The 16,942-nt window shown below is 55.7% G+C and carries 13 protein-coding genes, 3 tRNA genes and 1 CRISPR repeat array (1 of these 17 cut by a window edge); of the genes, 13 read left to right on the forward strand and 3 right to left on the reverse strand.

The window, feature by feature from the left end; translation table 11 throughout:
* Window positions 1–52: 52 nt before the first annotated feature.
* From IEX77_RS05715 to rfbB, 5 genes are all read left to right on the forward strand, one after another.
* A complete protein-coding gene (locus IEX77_RS05715; protein WP_188808092.1) occupies window positions 53–778 on the forward strand; it encodes a Bax inhibitor-1/YccA family protein in 726 nt (241 codons plus the stop codon).
* 122 nt (window positions 779–900) lie between these two features.
* Window positions 901–1,779: a glucose-1-phosphate thymidylyltransferase RfbA gene (gene rfbA / locus IEX77_RS05720; RefSeq protein WP_188808093.1), complete on the forward strand. Its 879-nt coding sequence runs from the start codon at window positions 901–903 to the stop codon at window positions 1,777–1,779.
* Between the two features lie 22 nt (window positions 1,780–1,801).
* The gene (gene rfbC, locus IEX77_RS05725) at window positions 1,802–2,374 is read left to right on the forward strand and encodes a dTDP-4-dehydrorhamnose 3,5-epimerase (protein ID WP_188808094.1); all 573 of its coding nucleotides are present in this window, start codon (window positions 1,802–1,804) and stop codon (window positions 2,372–2,374) included.
* The gene (rfbD, locus tag IEX77_RS05730; RefSeq protein ID WP_188808095.1) at window positions 2,371–3,234 is read left to right on the forward strand and encodes a dTDP-4-dehydrorhamnose reductase; all 864 of its coding nucleotides are present in this window, start codon (window positions 2,371–2,373) and stop codon (window positions 3,232–3,234) included. The genes rfbC and rfbD overlap by 4 nt, the downstream gene beginning before the upstream one ends.
* A 19-nt stretch (window positions 3,235–3,253) precedes the next feature.
* Window positions 3,254–4,294, forward strand: a complete 1,041-nt coding sequence (rfbB, locus tag IEX77_RS05735; protein ID WP_188808096.1) for a dTDP-glucose 4,6-dehydratase — start codon at window positions 3,254–3,256, stop codon at window positions 4,292–4,294.
* A gap of 304 nt (window positions 4,295–4,598) precedes the next feature.
* On the opposite strand, the gene IEX77_RS05740 is transcribed toward rfbB, so the two are convergent.
* Window positions 4,599–6,986: an outer membrane beta-barrel family protein gene (locus tag IEX77_RS05740; RefSeq protein ID WP_188808097.1), complete on the reverse strand. Its 2,388-nt coding sequence runs from the start codon at window positions 6,984–6,986 to the stop codon at window positions 4,599–4,601.
* 819 nt (window positions 6,987–7,805) lie between these two features.
* On the opposite strand from IEX77_RS05740, the gene IEX77_RS05745 reads away from it, so the two are divergent.
* The 8 genes from IEX77_RS05745 to trxB all read left to right on the forward strand — a co-directional run bounded on the left by IEX77_RS05745 (window position 7,806) and on the right by trxB (window position 14,336).
* Entirely contained in the window at window positions 7,806–8,402 is a 597-nt protein-coding gene (locus IEX77_RS05745; protein WP_188808098.1) for an L-threonylcarbamoyladenylate synthase, read from the forward strand.
* Between the two features lie 15 nt (window positions 8,403–8,417).
* Window positions 8,418–10,214, forward strand: a complete 1,797-nt coding sequence (locus IEX77_RS05750) for a chloride channel protein (protein WP_188808099.1) — start codon at window positions 8,418–8,420, stop codon at window positions 10,212–10,214.
* Between the two features lie 23 nt (window positions 10,215–10,237).
* Window positions 10,238–10,933 carry an RluA family pseudouridine synthase gene (locus IEX77_RS05755; RefSeq protein ID WP_188808100.1) on the forward strand — a complete coding sequence of 232 codons (696 nt, stop codon included), beginning with the start codon at window positions 10,238–10,240 and terminating at the stop codon, window positions 10,931–10,933.
* A gap of 65 nt (window positions 10,934–10,998) precedes the next feature.
* Window positions 10,999–11,077 (forward strand) — tRNA-His (locus IEX77_RS05760).
* Window positions 11,078–11,152: 75 nt separating this feature from the next.
* Window positions 11,153–12,025, forward strand: a complete 873-nt coding sequence (locus tag IEX77_RS05765) for an HAD family hydrolase (RefSeq protein WP_188808101.1) — start codon at window positions 11,153–11,155, stop codon at window positions 12,023–12,025.
* Complete coding sequence (ung, locus tag IEX77_RS05770; RefSeq protein WP_188808102.1) at window positions 12,022–12,690, forward strand: uracil-DNA glycosylase; 669 nt, start codon at window positions 12,022–12,024, stop codon at window positions 12,688–12,690. The genes IEX77_RS05765 and ung overlap by 4 nt, the downstream gene beginning before the upstream one ends.
* Before the next feature lie 152 nt (window positions 12,691–12,842).
* Window positions 12,843–13,346 carry an RNA polymerase sigma factor gene (locus IEX77_RS05775; RefSeq protein WP_044115306.1) on the forward strand — a complete coding sequence of 168 codons (504 nt, stop codon included), beginning with the start codon at window positions 12,843–12,845 and terminating at the stop codon, window positions 13,344–13,346.
* A 45-nt stretch (window positions 13,347–13,391) separates the two neighbouring features.
* Window positions 13,392–14,336, forward strand: coding sequence for a thioredoxin-disulfide reductase (gene trxB, locus IEX77_RS05780; protein ID WP_188808103.1), 945 nt, complete (start codon window positions 13,392–13,394; stop codon window positions 14,334–14,336).
* Window positions 14,337–14,502: 166 nt separating this feature from the next.
* On the opposite strand, the gene IEX77_RS05785 is transcribed toward trxB, so the two are convergent.
* Both IEX77_RS05785 and IEX77_RS05790 read right to left on the reverse strand, forming a co-directional pair.
* A tRNA-Asn gene (locus IEX77_RS05785) sits at window positions 14,503–14,576 on the reverse strand.
* Between the two features lie 55 nt (window positions 14,577–14,631).
* Window positions 14,632–14,705, reverse strand: a tRNA-Asn gene (locus IEX77_RS05790).
* A 1,610-nt stretch (window positions 14,706–16,315) separates the two neighbouring features.
* Window positions 16,316–16,942: a CRISPR direct-repeat array (repeat unit 48 nt; unit sequence GCTGTGATTAGCTTTCAGATTTCGTACTTTCACAGTAGCTAATACAGC); it runs 903 nt beyond the window's last position.

The following is a 16,942-nucleotide window of genomic DNA, read 5'->3' on the forward strand; positions in this document are numbered from 1 at the left end:
TATCTCGGCACCTGCCCCGCATATTGATATCAAAATCTCCATTACACACAGTATGAACAATTCTCGATTCCCCTTCCAGGACGAACCACTCAGCTCATCACGCGTCGCTTATGACTTCCCCGCACTCGTGCGTCAGTCTGTCGTACGTGCCTTCGTATGGATGGCGCTCGGTCTGGCTATCACGGGGCTTACAGCTCTCTTCGTCGCCGACTCCAACCTTCTGGATTTCCTATTTGAGAACCAGGGGCTCTTCTGGGGGCTCTGCATCGGTGAGCTCGCTCTGGTATGGATCCTCTCACGCAATATCATGAAGCTCTCCATCCCTGTAGCGACAGGAGGCTTCGTATTGTACTCCTTGCTCAGTGGGGTCACACTAAGCCCCATCTTCATCGTCTACACGGGTGAGTCCATTGCCTCGACGTTCTTCATCACGGCGGCGACCTTTGGTGCAATGGCAGCCTTCGGTTACTTCACGAAGCGTGACCTCTCGAAGATGGGCAGTTACCTCTATATGGCGCTCATCGGGCTGATCATCGCTACCGTAGTGAACCTTTTCCTCAAGAGCGATACGCTCATGTGGATCATCAGCTACGTCGGTGTGCTCATCTTCGTCGGTATCACGGCCTACGATACGCAGATGATCAAGTCTCTGGTAGCAGAGTCTATCGGTGATGAAGAGCGTACGAAGAAGATCGCCCTCCTCGGTGCACTCCACCTGTACCTCGACTTCATCAACCTCTTCCTCTACCTGCTCCGCATCCTCGGCAGACGCAACTAAGTTCTCACCGAGATCACGATATAGAGGGTGGGCTCCCAGACGGGTAGCTCACCCTTTTTTTATACCTTTATCTAACGATAACAGTGCAGCAGCACTGATCCTCCTACATTGTCGATCCATCTATGAAGGGAATAGTCTTAGCCGGGGGTGCAGGCACGCGCCTCTATCCCATCACCAAGGGTGTGAGCAAGCAGCTCCTGCCTATCTATGATAAGCCCATGGTCTACTACCCTATCTCGGTGCTCATGCTCGCTGGGATACGGGACATCCTCATCATATCTACCCCCGAAGACCTACCCGCCTTCCGTCGCCTCCTCGGCGATGGTAGTGACTACGGCGTGCACTTCTCCTATGCAGAGCAGCCCCGCCCCGAGGGGCTGGCGCAAGCCTTCCTCATCGGCAAGGACTTCATCGGCGACGACTCTGTATGCCTCGTACTCGGCGACAATATCTTCTACGGCATGTCCTTCACGCAGACCCTGCGTCAGGCTGTCGAGGATGCCGAGGAGCGCAATGAGGCTACCGTCTTCGGCTACTGGGTCAGCGACCCTGAGCGCTACGGCGTGGCGGAGTTCGCTCCCGACGGCCGCTGTATCTCTATCGAGGAGAAGCCCAAGGAACCCAAGAGCAACTACGCTGTCGTGGGGCTGTACTTCTACCCGAACTCCGTCGTCGAGGTCGCCGAAGGCGTACGTCCCTCGGCACGTGGCGAGCTGGAGATCACGAGTGTGAACCAAGAGTTCCTCCGCCGTGAGCAGCTCCTTGTGCAGACACTCGGCCGTGGCTTCGCATGGCTCGATACCGGTACGCACGACTCACTCTCTGAGGCTTCGACCTTCGTCGAGGTCATTGAGAAGCGTCAGGGGCTGAAGATTGCTTGCCTCGAGGAGATCGCTTACCGTGCTGGTTGGCTCACTCGCGAGGCACTCATCGAGCTCGCAGCTCCTATGGCTAAGAACCAGTACGGGCAATACCTACTGCGTGTAGCCGACATGAAGTAATCCCCATCCGCCTCACCTCTCCATGCAAATCATCCCTACCTCGATCCCCGAGGTCGTCATCATCGAGCCGCGCATCTTCCGTGATGGGCGGGGCTACTTCTTCGAATCCTTCAGCGAGCAGCGCTTCGCCGAGCTCGTCACTCCTACCCACTTCGTCCAAGACAACGAGAGCCGCTCTACCTATGGCGTGGTGCGTGGCCTGCACTTCCAGCTCCCCCCTCACGCACAGGCTAAGCTCGTTCGGGTCGTCCGTGGACGGGTACTTGATGTCGCCGTCGACGTACGCGTAGGCTCACCGACCTTCGGGAAGCACGTCGCCGTCGAGCTCTCGGAGGACAATCATCGGATGCTCTTCCTGCCTCGTGGCTTCGCACACGGCTTCAGCGTCCTCAGCGATGAGGCCATCTTCCAGTACAAGTGCGACAACTACTACGCGCCCGAAGCTGAGGGTGCTATCGCATGGGATGACCCTGCACTCGGCATCAACTGGCAGCTGCCCGCCGAAGCCATCTGCCTATCCGAGAAGGATAGCAGGCACCCTCGCCTCGCCGAAGCGCCACAGCTCTTCGACTACAGCCCGACCAGCCGCCTATGAAGATCCTCGTCCTCGGAGCCTCAGGCCAGCTCGGGCGCTGCATCGAGCACGTCGCTCAGGGCTCTACCGACCACTATCACTTCGCTACGAGAGAGACGCTGGACCTCTCCGACACCTCGGCTATCGAGCAGTTCGCTACCCGTGAGGGCATCGAAGTCATCATCAACTCGGCAGCCTACACCGCTGTCGACCGTGCCGAAGACGAGCCCGAGCAGGCAGACGAAGTCAACCACCTTGCCGTAGCACGCCTCTCGGAGCTCACCGAGCGCCTCGGCATCTTCCTCATCCATATCTCCACCGACTACGTCTTCTCTGGGCGTAGCTCTATGCCCTACACAGAGGACATGCCCACGGAGCCTATCGGCGTCTACGGGCAGACGAAGCGCCGTGGCGAAGAGGCGATACAGCGCCTCGCACCCCGCCACATCATCCTGCGCACCTCATGGCTCTACGCTCCCTATGGGGCGAACTTTATGAAGACTATGCTACGCCTCGGCAAGGAGCGCCCCGAGATGCGCGTCGTCTTCGACCAAGTCGGCACCCCGACCTCGGCACTCGATCTGGCACGCTGTATCGTGGGGATCATTGAGCGCAGACAGCTCGATAAGACTGGGCTCTACCACTTCTCCAATGAAGGCGTGTGCTCTTGGTACGACTTCGCCGAAGCCATCTTCCGCCTCTCGGGCTACGACACGCAGCTCCATCCCATCCGTAGCAGCGAGTACCCGACACGTGCGGAGCGCCCCCATTACTCTGTCCTCGACAAGGCACGTGTGCGCGAAGCCTTCGGCATCACCATCCCCCACTGGCGCACCACGCTGGAGGAATGCCTGCAGCTCACCGCCTCACTCCCCGAATAATCCTCTTCACCACCCACTCATGCACTATCACCGCTCCCTTCTCATCACCGGCGGCGCTGGCTTCATCGGCTCGCATGTCGTCCGACTTCTGGCCAATAAGTATCCACAGTACCACATCGTCTGCCTGGATAAGCTCACCTATGCGGGCAACTTGAAGACCCTCGAGGATGTCGCAAGCCTCCCCAACTATACCTTCGTCGAAGCGGACATCTGTGACTACGAGCGCATGCGTGCTCTCATCACGGAGTATGCCATCGACGGCATCATCCATCTGGCAGCAGAGAGCCACGTAGACCGAAGCATCTCCGACCCGTTCACTTTCGCCCGCACCAACGTCATGGGTACGCTGAGCCTACTCGAAGCTGCCCGCGTGACGTGGGGCGCTACGCCCGAGCGCTTTGAGGGGAAGCGCTTCTACCACATCTCCACCGACGAAGTCTATGGCGCACTGGAGATCGGCGGGGGCTTCTTCACCGAGGAGACCAAGTACGCTCCGCACAGCCCCTACTCCGCCAGCAAGGCCTCCAGCGACCACTTCGTCCGTGCCTACCACGATACCTATGGCCTGCCAACGATCGTGACGAACTGCTCGAATAACTACGGCCCGTACCAGTTCCCCGAGAAGCTCATCCCCCTCTTCATCGATAACATCCGCAAGCGCAAGCCCCTGCCCGTCTACGGCAAGGGAGAGAACATCCGCGACTGGCTCTTCGTCGAAGACCACGCACGCGCCATTGACCTAATCTTCCACAAGGGGAAGACCGCCGACACCTACAACATCGGGGGCTTCAATGAGTGGCGCAACATCGACCTCATCCACCTGCTGGTGAAGGTCACCGACCGCCTCCTGGGCAATCCCGAAGGTCACTCCGAGGAGCTCATCACCTTCGTCACCGACCGCGCGGGGCACGACCTGCGCTATGCCATCGACTCGTCGAAGCTACACCGAGAGCTTGGCTGGGAGCCCAGCCTCCAATTCGAGGAAGGTCTGGAGAAGACCGTGAAGTGGTACCTCGAGCACCAAGACTGGATCGACCACGTCAGCCAGCGCGTGAGCTAAGGCCATCCGCTCCTCCTCACATCAAACACATCGTGGGCTACCCTCTCCTTCTGAGGGTAGCCCACGTTGCTTTTTTGCGTAGAGAAGGACGCACCTACAAGGCTGCTCACATCCTCTGCTACCTACCGCCCACAGCGACATCGCACGGTAGGTAATATGAACCTATATTGGTCAGCGAGTCAAGCTATATTGGTTCGCTCACGGACCTATATAGGTCACGCGACAGACCTATATTGGTCGCGCCATCGACCAATATAGGTTCACACCACCCTCCCCTATAGAAGTGCATAGCTCTATACCGAAGCTATAGTCGATCCAGCTCGCCGAGGCTGCTCTCCACCTTATTAAACTTCTGCTTACCGAGGCTATAGCTAAGGCGAAGGATCACCTTACGACTTTCGCTACCGAACCGTGTAGTCAGGTCCAATGCCCCCTTGTGCCCATAGTTGTCCCAGCGATCGGTATGGAAGATATCCGTCATCAAGAGCGAGAGGCGCAGGCGATCATCAACCCACATACGGCTAAGCCCGATATCCAGACTACCATTGGGCTTGATGACTTCGTAGCTCCCGCCCTGGCGCTTGGAGTTATAGCGACCCGACAATTCAAGGTTAAGCCCGAGGGGAAGAAGGATACTATTGCTCACCGACATAAGGTATGAGGGGCGCTTGTATTCCTCCTTGTAGGTCTCGTAGTCCAGCTTATTCACGAAGTAGTACAAGCCGAGATTTGCACTGAAGTCCCACCACGGGGTAAGGCGCTTGGAGAAGAGTCCCTCCAGCCCCACCTGCTGCTGTGCCCCGATATTCTTCGTGGTCATAACGGTCTTCGTCGTCCCAAGCGCATCTGTGATCGAGGTGAAGTAGTCGTCGAGCTTGGAGTAAGAGAGGTTAAGAGAGAGGCTGTTCCACACATAGCTCAGGATAAGTTTATTGCTAATCTGTGGCTTGAGGAAGGGGTTCCCCTTCCAATAGGACAACTCATCAAGCAGGTATTCAAAGGGGTTAAGATCTTCGTAGCGGGGCTTATCTTGGCGACGACTATACAGCAGGGCTACCTTACTCTGCTCATTGAGGGCATAGGAGATACTCAGGTTGGGGAAGAGTCGTAGGTGGCTATCGCTATGCTCCTCCCCGTCCTGACTGGAATAGGCATTGAGCTTGCTGGAGGTGTGCATATACTCCAGACGTAGCCCCGCACTAAGCTCCAGCTTCCCCAGAGTATGGGTGTACTGCGTATAGCCCTCGATATTCCCCTCGTCATAGTGGAAGGTATTTGAGCGCTGGTTATCGATAGCTCCATTCTTCTTAAAGAGGAAGGTATTGTGGCTTCTGATGAAGGAGGTCTTAGCACCAGCGAGCCATTCACTCTCATCATTGGGCTTGTGCTTATAGTCCGCCAGGAGCGCATAGATATCTATATCCTTGTCGGGCTGTGAGTAGAAGAAGTCCGAGCGCACCAGCATGTTGGTCGCAGAGTAGTAGGTGTTAGGCTGCTCACAGCGCGCTGTGCCATCAAAGCGTGTCCAGTCCGCAGTGATGGAGAGCTGGTGCTTGTCAGATGGGCGATAGAGATAGTTCAAGCTATTGCTGTAGCGGAGGGTCTTCTGCTCCACATAGTCATTACGCGCCCGAAGGATGCCGTCCAGCGTAGTTGTCCCTTGATAGACTTGGGTCTCTGTCGCTGTGACCCCAGGACCAGCGAGTAGATTCACCGAGCTATTGACGAAGAGCTTACTCGTCGGAGTGGCCTGCCAAGAGAAATCAATCCCCGCCGAATAGGTGTTACGCATATCGGTATCTACCGTCTCGGAGAGATACTTATTCCCATCCTGAAGCCTCTCATAGCCGTAGTCCATCGCATGATGCCCGATGGCATGGTTATAATTGAGCCCCAGTTGCCACTTATCTGTATTGTAGGATAGAGCGAGGTCCGAGCTCTGGCGAAGGTTCTCCCAATAGGCAAAGCTGTGTGAGGTGGTGAGGTAAAAGCCAGAGCGAACGGATGCCTTCGTGATGATATTGATGACGCCACCAGCTCCATCAGCCCCAAAGCTGGCATTCGGACTCGGGGAAGTCTCTATGCTGGAGATCTTTGAGGAGGGGAGCGAGCGTAGATAAGCCGATAGCTCTTCCCCCTTTAGCATCAGCTTCCGCCCATTGACATATATCGCTGTTCCCCCGATGGTCGCTAAGGAGATATCCCCCTTGTTGCTCACCAAGATACCCGGGGAATGCTTCAGCACATCCAGCGCAGTCCCTATATCTGTGAGGTAAGACTGAGCGACGTGAATCCGGATCTTCCCATTGGATGCGCTGGTCAGTGAGCGGGACTTGCGAGCGGTGACGACGACATCCTTTAGGGAAATATCCTCTACCTCCAGCTGGATATCGGGGAGTGTATCGGCCGAGGCGATAGCCATCTTTCTCTTCACCTCCTTATAGCCCAGTGCCCTTATACAAAGGAGGAACTCCCCCTTGCGCTGGAGGATCGAATACTGCCCAGCAGCATCAGTGAGTACGGACTCTACGAGGACATCTCCTGGAGAAGCTACCAGCATGACGACGGCTGCATCCACTCCCTGGCGGTTCTCGTCGAGGACTCTCCCCATGACCTTTGTCTGCGCACTTCCCGAGATAGCACAGCCTATCGCCATACAAAACAAGAAGAGCCTTAGCGTAAATCTATTCATTGCTTTAGTGGTGGTGGTTACAAGCTCGCTGGGACAGACCGCCCCACACTTGTGATGGATATTGAGGAGCTGCGGAAGCAACTTGATATTCCCTTATATGCAGGTATATAGCAAAGGTACGGTTAATTATATCGATTTTATTAAGCCACAAGTCTACACGGCGCCCACATCAAGGTGTAGGCTATTCGTGCTTGATACAGCACTTCAGCCGAGCGTCTATGAGGAAGTGGAATGAAGCTGTAGAAGAGCGCGTCAAGCTATATTGGTTCGCTCACGAGCCTATATAGAGACTGTTGCCGAGAGTCCTGTCCTCTATTTAGAGTGCTAAGTCATTGCGCACCCAGCTACCCAATATACCTCTCCGAAGTGATACACAAGCCCTTCGCCTTATCGCGAGTATTCCTCTTATCCAGCGGAGGGAAAAGTGTCCTTCTCGTGAAGAAAAAAGCGCCTTCCTGTAGTGGTTTTTCCGCATCTATGTACGTAGTCTTAAAGACCAGGCACGTAAATTCAAATATCCACGTACGTAGATATTAGAGCCACGTACGTAGCCCAAACTTATCTACCACTCGTCCGCAACTTTCACCCCTAAGCGGAGCAACAACCCAATATAGGTCACGCGACGAACCAATACTAGTCACGCCATCGACCAATATAGGTGCATACTACCCTCCTCTATAGGACAACTAAGTGACAATAGGACCTACGGCTTCGTAGCTTCTATTCCTTTTCTGCTATTTGCCTCGAATTACCCCCTTCGGGCAAAGCGACTACGGGGAAAAGGTCGTACCTTTGTCCCTACCTATTATATATATGGAGATGGACACAAAGAAGATTACTCAAGAGCCTTACGACAAAGCCGACCTAGACGAAGCTGTAGAGACCCTGCGCCGTGGTGGGATCATCCTCTATCCCACAGATACTGTGTGGGGTATCGGTTGTGATGCCACCAACGAAGAAGCTGTGCGCCGTATCTACGAGCTCAAGCGTCGCGAAGACAGCAAGAGTATGCTCGTCCTCGTAGCAGAGACCTACGAAGTCGAGCGTCTGGTGAGCGAAGTCCCCGAGGTCGCCTATGACCTTATGGAGCTCGCCGTGCGCCCCATCACCATCATCTATCCCCACGCCACAGGCGTAGCGCCTAACCTCCTCGGCGAAGGAGGCTCTCTCGGCATCCGCCAGAGCCGTGAGCTCTTCTCCTCCACCCTCTGCAAGCGCCTGCGCCGCCCCATCGTCTCTACCTCTGCCAACATCAGTGGGGAGCCTACCCCGCTCTTCTTCTCGGGCATCAGCCCCGAGATCGTCGCTGGCGTAGACTATATCGTCAAGTACCGTCAGAGTGACGAGACGCCTCGTGAGCCCTCTCAGATCATCATGCTCGGGCCCACGGGCGAGGTCAAGGTCATACGCCCATAGCCGCTGCACACGCCGATGTCTGCCTTCAGTCAAGCCATCACACCACTGCTCGACCGCCTCATCAGCTGGCGAGAGCGCCACATCAGCGAGCGCTACTTCCTCCTCATCCTGAGCCTGCTCATCGGGGTGACGATGGCGCTTGTGGCTGCTCTCCTCAAGTTCATCATCCACGTCGTCGAGACCTTCATCCTCCAGAATATCGAGGATCATCACTACCTCTACCTACTCTTCCCCGCACTGGGGATCCTCCTCTCCCTGCTCTTCGTCCGCTACATCGTGCGGGACGATATCAGCCATGGGGTGACGAAGGTGCTCAGCTCCATCTCCCAGCGTAAGAGCCGTATCAAGCCGCACAACACCTGGAGCTCCATCATAGCCAGTGCCCTGACCATTAGCTTCGGGGGATCGGTAGGGGCTGAGAGCCCTATCGTAATGACGGGTGCAGCCGTGGGGTCGAACTTCGGACGTCTCTTCCGCCTCGAGCAGCGCAACCTTATGCTCCTCATCGGCTGTGGTGTCGCTGGTGCCCTCGGGGGCATCTTCAAGGCACCTATCACGGGGCTTGTCTTCGTCATCGAGGTCCTACTCCTTGACCTCACGATGGCCTCCGTCCTCCCTCTCCTGGTCAGCTCCGTCTCGGCTGCTGCCGTGGCCTACGTCCTCTCAGGGAAGGAGATCCTCTTCCAGTTCATCCAGACCGACCCCTATCATATCGAGCGCATCCCGCTGATGATCCTGCTGGGCGTGGTGTGCGGGCTGATGTCGCTGTACTTCTCGAAGACGATGTTCCGCTTCGAGAGCGAGCTGAAGCGCATCAAGGACATCCGCCTGCGCTACCTCATCTCGGCAGCTATCCTCTCCCTGCTCATCTTCGTCTTCCCTCCGCTCTATGGCGAAGGATATGACTCGGTGAATATCCTCTTGGATGGGCAGTACACGCAGCTCCTCGATGGGAGTATCTTCGAGGCGTTCTCGAACTCCTACTGGGTCGTCTTCACCTTCTTCCTCCTGACCGTCCTCTTCAAGGTCTTCGCCTCCGTAGCGACGAACTCGGGCGGTGGCTGTGGCGGGCTCTTCGCTCCTACCCTCTTTATGGGCGGGCTCACGGGCTTCATCTTCTCCTATCTGGTGAACTACTTCAGTTCGCTCAACGTCTTCATCTCCCCTAAGAACTACATCCTGCTCGGTATGGCAGGGCTGATGGCTGGCGTGATGCACGCCCCACTGACGGGTGTCTTCCTCATCGCAGAGCTCTCGGGCGGGTACAACCTCTTCCTGCCACTGATGCTCGTGTCGCTGACCTCCTTCGCCACGATCCGTATCTTTATGCCCCACAGTATCTACTCGCTCCGCTTGGCAGAGCAGGGCAAGCTCCTCACGCATCAGAAGGATACGGCCGTACTGACGCTGATGAATCTCGAGAGCGTGCTGGAGCGCGACTTCGAAGTCGTCTCCCCCGACATGACCCTCGGTGAGATGGTCAGCGTCATCTCAGTGAGCCACCGCAACTCCTTCCCCGTGGTCGATGAGCGCGGCATGCTCGTCGGCATCGTCGAGCTGGATAATGTGCGCAACATTATGTTCCGCCCCGAACTCTACGACCGCTACAAAGTGCGTAAGATCATGGTCACTCCCGAGGTCAAGGTCTCCTCAGCTACCCCGATGACGGAGGTCATGCGCCTCTTCGACGAGACGAAGGCGTGGAAGATGCCCGTCGTCGATGAGGAAGGGCGCTACCTCGGCTTCATCAGCAAGAGCGCGATCTTCAATAGCTACCGCGAGGTACTCAACTGCACCTTCATCGGGGACTAAGTCTCCCCTCCCCATATCCCCGTATGTATAAGCCTACCGTCGTCTACGAAGACAACCACCTCCTCTGCGTCAGCAAGCGCCCCGGCGAAATCGTCCAGGGTGACAAGACGGGCGATGAGCCGATGAGCGAAGCCCTCAAGGGTTGGCTCAAGGAGAAGTACAACAAGCCAGGCAACGTGTACCTCGGCGTGATCCATCGCTTGGACCGACCCGTGGGTGGTCTCGTCCTCTTCGCCAAGACGTCGAAGGCACTCAGCCGTATGAACGAGCTCTTCCGCACGGGAGACGTCTCGAAGCGCTACTGGGCCGTCGTCACCGCCCTCCCGCCGAAGCACTCCGACACCCTCGAGCAGTACCTCGTGCGCAATGAGTCGCAGAACAAGAGCTACGTGGCTCGCCAAGGCGCTGCGACGCCTGGCGCCAAGCTCGCCCGACTCTCCTACCGCCTACTGGCCTCGGGCGAACACTATCATCTCCTCGAGATCGAGCTCCACACGGGCCGTCATCATCAGATCCGTTGCCAGCTCGCTGCCCTCGGCTGCCCCATCAAGGGCGACCTGAAGTACGGCGCACCTCGCAGCAACCCTGGCGGGAGTATCAGCCTACTTTCCAGACAGATATCCTTCACACACCCCGTGAGCAAGGAAGCCCTCACCCTCACGGCTCCCGTACCCGACGAACGGCTATGGCACGACCTCGAAGCCGCCATTGAGCGGTAGGTTTGGTGAATTGAGAAAGTAGTATTACCTTTGCAGTGCTCAAGCGGAAAGCAGAGCATTTACATGGTGGTTGTAGCTCAGTTGGTTAGAGCACTGGATTGTGGTTCCAGGTGTCGTGGGTTCGAATCCCATCTTCCACCCCCAAAACTGAAGAGTGCTTGGCTTATCGAAGTCAAGCACTCTTGCTTTTATATATACACATACCCTCACGCCGCCTCGATGCCCCACGTGCAGCACCTCTATCTCTTCTCTCGCCCTACGGACGGAGAGGACCAGCAGCTCAGAGCCCTCCTCTCTGAGACGATAGGCGCTACACCGAAGGTAAGTATCACGGACACCCCACAGGGCAGACTCTACAGCTACTCTACGGAGCGAAGCATGAGCGAGACGGAGCTACGCCGTGAGCTTCTCACACGGCTCATCCCTTGGGGGCGCACCACACACAGCGCCTTCTACCTTCCCGCCACGAGTGCCACAGCTGAGATCACGCACGTCGCCTTCGACCTCGACGGCACGCTCACGACGACGGAGCTGCTGCCCGAGCTGGCACGTCTCTCAGGTCGCTCGGAGGAGATGACCGCCCTCACCGAAGCGGCTATGGCAGGCGCCACACCCTTCCGTGAGAGCTTCATACACCGCACTGAGCTCCTTCGTGGGCTATCCCGTAAGGCGCTTCACTCGGTCATCCGAAGCATCACCCTCCCCACTGACACCACGCTTCTCCTCCGCGAGCTCTCCCTCCCCACGGCTATCGTCACGGGAGCTTACCAGCCCTTCGTCGAAGATATCTGTGAGCGAGTCGGTCTCTCCGCCTTTGTAGGGAGCGCCGTACGCTATACCGCTGACGGCGAATTCGATGGACTTGATCCCGAGGCTATCATTGATGCCGAGGGCAAGCGTGCCTTCCTCGAGGAGTGGACTGCAGGGGCGCTCGCCTCGACACTCTATACGGGCGATGGTGCCAATGACCTCGACGCCCTCGCCGCCGTAGGGCATGCCCTCTTCTACACCGCACAGCACGGAGACCTGCGTGGCCTCGTCCATCAGATCCTCTCCGCAGACCTCCCACCCCTCTTCCCGACTACACGATGAACATCCGCCTCGACGAGAGCTGGCGTACCGCCCTTGCGCCTGAGTTCGACAAGCTCTACTTCAGCATCCTCACCGATCGCATCCGCCAGGCCTACCAGCACGAAGGCCCTATCTATCCCCCTGGAGGGCTCATCTTCCGTGCCCTCGACGCCTGCCCCCTCCCTGCAGTGCGCGTCGTCATCTTAGGCCAAGACCCCTACCACGGTGCAGGGCAAGCCGAGGGCTTAGCCTTCTCCGTGCCAGCGGGCGTCCCCATACCTCCGAGCCTGATCAACATCAAGAAGGAGATCGCCTCCGACCTCGGCCAGCCCTCGATCATCCCTGACGGGCACCTCCTGCCGTGGGCGGAGCAGGGAGTCCTCCTCCTCAACACCACCCTCACCGTCCGTGCCGGTATGGCAGCGAGCCATCAGGGCCTCGGCTGGGAGACCTTCACCGATGCTATCATCGAGACGATCAACCGCAGCTGTGACCACGTCGTCTTCCTCCTCTGGGGAAGCCCTGCCCGACGCAAGGGAAGTATGATCGATCGCACCCGCCATCTCGTACTCGAAGCTCCACATCCCTCCCCGCTCTCAGCCCATCGTGGCTTCTTCGGATGCCGTCACTTCAGCCAGACGAATGCCTACCTCACCCAGTGGGGCAAGGCACCCATCCGCTGGTGATGCGCTCTATATTGAGTATATCAATATACCTATATAAAGTCCCGTGCTTTCTGCGGAAGAATTAATAGTATCTTTGTAAAAAAGATATTAAACGGCTCGCCACATTGCCCCTCGGCGCACCGCCTCACTATACAAAATAGAGCATTACAGACATGGACGTATTACAGATACAGAAGGACCTGATCGGCATGCAGGACTATATGAAGAACTTCGCGCGTACGCTGACGAAGGACGAAGCCGATGCAGAAGACCTGACGCAAGACACTACGCTGCGCGTCCTAAACAACTACGATAAGTTCGTCGACAACGTCAACTTCAAGGGGTGGGTGCTGAAGATCATGCGTAATATCTTCATCAACAACTACCACAAGCTCGTGCGCACGCAGAGCTTCATCGACCCCAACGTCGACGCTTACAACGTACCTCTGCTTAGCGAAGGCGGGCACAACACCCCCGAGGGCTCCATGGATATCAAGGAGATCACGGGTGCTATCGCTGAGCTGCAGCCTTCACTCAAGGAGCCTTTCTCCATGTTTGTCGCTGGGTATAAGTACAACGAGATCGCCGATACCCTCGGCATCCCCCTCGGCACGGTCAAGAGCCGCATCTTCTTCGCTCGCCAAGAGCTCCAGAAGAAGCTCCGCGACATGCGCTAAGACTCGCCCCTATTTCTATCACCATCACATATAGACTACGCAAGTATGAGTAGAGAACATCGCCGCTGCCTCATCATCGGCTCCGGCCCCGCTGGCTACACTGCAGCCATCTATGCCTCACGTGCCAACCTCTCCCCACTCCTCTACGAAGGCATCCAGCCTGGAGGACAGCTCACGCAGACCACGGATGTAGAGAACTTCCCTGGTTATCCCGAGGGTGTCACCGGCCCAGCGCTCACCCAGGACCTCCGCAATCAGGCTCTGCGCTTCGGTACGGAGATCCGCTCTGGTCTGGCGACGAAGGCTGATCTCTCTAAGGCTCCCTACGTCATCACCTTCGAGGAAGGTGTCGAGGTCGAAGCCGATACGGTCATCATCGCTACGGGTGCTTCCGCTAAGTACCTCGGCCTGCCCGACGAAGAGAAGTACGCAGGTATGGGCGTCTCGGCCTGTGCTACCTGTGACGGCTTCTTCTACCGCAATAAGAAGGTGGCTGTCGTCGGTGGCGGTGACACGGCCTGCGAAGAAGCACTCTACCTGGCGAGCCTCGCCTCGCACGTCTACATGATCGTGCGTAAGGACTACCTCCGCGCCTCTGACATCATGCGTCAGCGCGTCGCATCCAACGAGAAGATCACCGTCCTCTACGAGCACAATACCGTGGGCCTCTACGGTGAAGATGGCGTCGAAGGCGCACATCTCGTCAAGCGCCTCGGCCAGCCCGATGAAGAGCGCGTAGACCTGCCCATCGATGGCTTCTTCCTCGCTATCGGTCACCACCCCAACTCCGAGCTCTTCGCTGACTACGTCGAGGTCGATGAGGTGGGCTACATCAAGACCGAAGGGCCTACGCCACGCACCTGCGTCCCTGGCGTCTTCGCTGCTGGCGACGTCGCAGACCCCCTCTATCGTCAGGCAGTCACCGCTGCAGCCTCAGGCTGTAAGGCGGCTATCGAAGCTGAGCGCTACCTCGGCGAACACGGGCTCTAAGTCCCACTCCCCTATATGACAAGCGCCCCTGCCCACCATCGGTGAGCAGGGGCGCTGTCGTTATATAGCCTTCGTCCCACTCTACGGGGGGACATAAAAGGAAATACCCCCAAGTTCTCGTAATTGAACCTGAGGGTATCTCCCTGAATCTAATTCCTTCTCTAAGCTCTTCCTCTTGGACTTGAACCAAGGACCCTCTGATTAACAGTCAGATGCTCTAACCGACTGAGCTAAGGAAGAGTACTTAATGCAGCGTCAGAAGAGGCTTATTCACCACGCCCATACTCGGGAGAAGCTCTTCCTCTTGGACTTGAACCAAGGACCCTCTGATTAACAGTCAGATGCTCTAACCGACTGAGCTAAGGAAGAGTATTGCCACCTTCTTTGTTGCGGTTGCAAAGGTAATACAACTTCTTCATATACGCAAACGCTTCTTCCACTTGCCCGCAACTCTGCAGAGTCTGAGAACACAAAGCCTGCCATCAAGGGGAGCTATCAGCGAGCGCACCCCAGTCCTTCAAGCCCCTTCACTTCAGCGGTTTAGTCTACGACACGGCAAGGGGACAGAAGGTGAGACAAGGAACAGACAAACTATCTCTGCGTCCAGCGAAGCGATCGTATTACCTATGGCGCGATCACTTCAAGCTCCGTACGTTCGCTTTTTGCAGCAAGCCCCACTCGACTTGAGTGGGGCTTCTACTATAAGGATTAGCCCTATGCTCTGGACAGAGGATAGGGCTAATCGGAGCGACGTCCCCTATTCGGAGTACCTCGCAGTGCAAAGTTAAGGATTATCTTTGTATTGTCAGCACGCCAGCAAACTATAAGTGCGATTCTATCAAGCTCCGCTGGTCTCTGGGTGACACTTCATGGTGGAGTCACGGAGTCATCCGTGGCTCCATTCTCTTTTCCCTCGCTGCACATACCACAGGCTCAGCATGCGGATAGCATCTATCCCACGATAAGAAAGCACCACCAACCTTATATTGGTCAGCGAGTCAACCTATATAGGTCGGCAGCGTGACCAATATAGGTCATGAAGCGAAGCTATATAGGTCAACCCAGCGACCTATATAGCTTCACATCACCCTCCTCAACTCGTCCAACGAAGTACCTTGATAACAAACTCGAATACAAGCCACTACCACCCAGCACCCCATCCCTTCACTTTTCTCGCGCCATCCTCCTAAAAACAGAAATGCCCCCTACCGATGGACGCTTGCAGATCCCAGCAAGATCATCGGTAGGGGCAGTAGGCTATGAGCCTCTAACCCCAACTGTAGTTCAAGGAGTGAGTATATGAAATTAGACCTCATCCCAGCTTATACGAGGGATGAGGTCTAATCGGGGCGACGTCCCCTATCGGAGTACCTCACCATCGCAAAGATAGTATAAGTTTAGGACACCTAATCAATGAGATCAAAGCCCCATCCTTATACGGAAGCAATATTGAGGCAAAGTCGATTTCCAAACGACTATTGGTCTGCACTCAAACGACTACTCGTTTGGGGGTCAAATAACTATTCGTTTCGCCTACGAACTAATAGTAGTTCGTATATGAAACCACTACTGAACCGAGCGCAAACAACTATTACAGCAACTCTGCCCCCTCTATTACTACTTCACACACCGTCCGATTGGCAAGCAATACCCAGCCGGGAAGACAGAAGTGGTTTACACGATTATGCCCCTCCGAAGTGATACACAAGCCCTGCGCCTTATCGCGAGTATTCCTCTTATTCAGCGGAGGGAAAAGCATCGTTCTTGTGAAGAAAAAAGCGTCTTCCCGTAGTGGTATTATTCTATCTATGCACGTAGTCTTAAAGACCAGGTACGTCAATCCAAATATCCACGTACTTAGATATTAGAGCCACGTACGTAGCCCAAACTTTTCTGCCACTCGTCCGCAATTTTTATCCCTATGCGGACCAACAATCCATTACCATAACTACCAGATGTGCAGTAGTAAACAAGTCTCTGTTGTGATTAGCTTTCAGATTCCGTACCTTCATACTTGCTAATACAGCTGTAAAGAACGAGAACATGCAGGCTACCTTGTTGTGATTAGTTTTCAGATTTCGTACCTTCATACTTGCTAATACAGCTAGCCACCAAAGTTATATCTATCATAACCGGCTGTGATTAGCTTTCAGATTTCGTACCTTCATACTTGCTAATACAGCATGACACCCTCAGCCCCTCATTATTGAGCGGCTGTGATTAGCTTTCAGATTTCGTACCTTCATACTTGCTAATACAGCTTCAAAACTATCGTATAAATGACCATTTCCGCTGTGATCAGCTTTCAGATTTCGTACTTTCACAGTAGCTAATACAGCATGTACGCGTATTGCTAGAATCATGACCCAGCTGTGATTAGCTTTCAGATTTCGTACTTTCACAGTAGCTAATACAGCCTCGTCCAGTGCCACCCTTACCGACCGCTTGCTGTGATTAGCTTTCAGATTTCGTACTTTCACAGTAGCTAATACAGCCAGCCCCTGCTCCGTCTTGACAAGGATAGAGGCTGTGATTAGCTTTCAGATTTCGTACTTTCACAGTAGCTAATACAGCAGAGGTCCTGATAAGATAGATGACTCGTCGGC

The organism is Porphyromonas pasteri (genome assembly GCF_014647755.1).
Lineage (GTDB): Bacteria > Bacteroidota > Bacteroidia > Bacteroidales > Porphyromonadaceae > Porphyromonas > Porphyromonas pasteri.

Bases quoted from the DNA above. Each gene is read 5' to 3' on its own strand.
- IEX77_RS05715 (WP_188808092.1), top strand. From the start codon at position 53: ATGAACAATTCTCGATTCCCCTTCCAGGACGAACCACTCAGCTCATCA.
- IEX77_RS05745 (WP_188808098.1), top strand. From the start codon at position 7,806: ATGGACACAAAGAAGATTACTCAAGAGCCTTACGACAAAGCCGACCTA.
- IEX77_RS05750 (WP_188808099.1), top strand. From the start codon at position 8,418: ATGTCTGCCTTCAGTCAAGCCATCACACCACTGCTCGACCGCCTCATC.
- trxB (WP_188808103.1), top strand. From the start codon at position 13,392: ATGAGTAGAGAACATCGCCGCTGCCTCATCATCGGCTCCGGCCCCGCT.
- rfbB (WP_188808096.1), top strand. From the start codon at position 3,254: ATGCACTATCACCGCTCCCTTCTCATCACCGGCGGCGCTGGCTTCATC.
- rfbC (WP_188808094.1), top strand. From the start codon at position 1,802: ATGCAAATCATCCCTACCTCGATCCCCGAGGTCGTCATCATCGAGCCG.
- IEX77_RS05755 (WP_188808100.1), top strand. From the start codon at position 10,238: ATGTATAAGCCTACCGTCGTCTACGAAGACAACCACCTCCTCTGCGTC.
- IEX77_RS05765 (WP_188808101.1), top strand. From the start codon at position 11,153: ATGCCCCACGTGCAGCACCTCTATCTCTTCTCTCGCCCTACGGACGGA.
- rfbD (WP_188808095.1), top strand. From the start codon at position 2,371: ATGAAGATCCTCGTCCTCGGAGCCTCAGGCCAGCTCGGGCGCTGCATC.
- rfbA (WP_188808093.1), top strand. From the start codon at position 901: ATGAAGGGAATAGTCTTAGCCGGGGGTGCAGGCACGCGCCTCTATCCC.
- IEX77_RS05775 (WP_044115306.1), top strand. From the start codon at position 12,843: ATGGACGTATTACAGATACAGAAGGACCTGATCGGCATGCAGGACTAT.
- IEX77_RS05740 (WP_188808097.1), bottom strand. From the start codon at position 6,986: ATGAATAGATTTACGCTAAGGCTCTTCTTGTTTTGTATGGCGATAGGC.
- ung (WP_188808102.1), top strand. From the start codon at position 12,022: ATGAACATCCGCCTCGACGAGAGCTGGCGTACCGCCCTTGCGCCTGAG.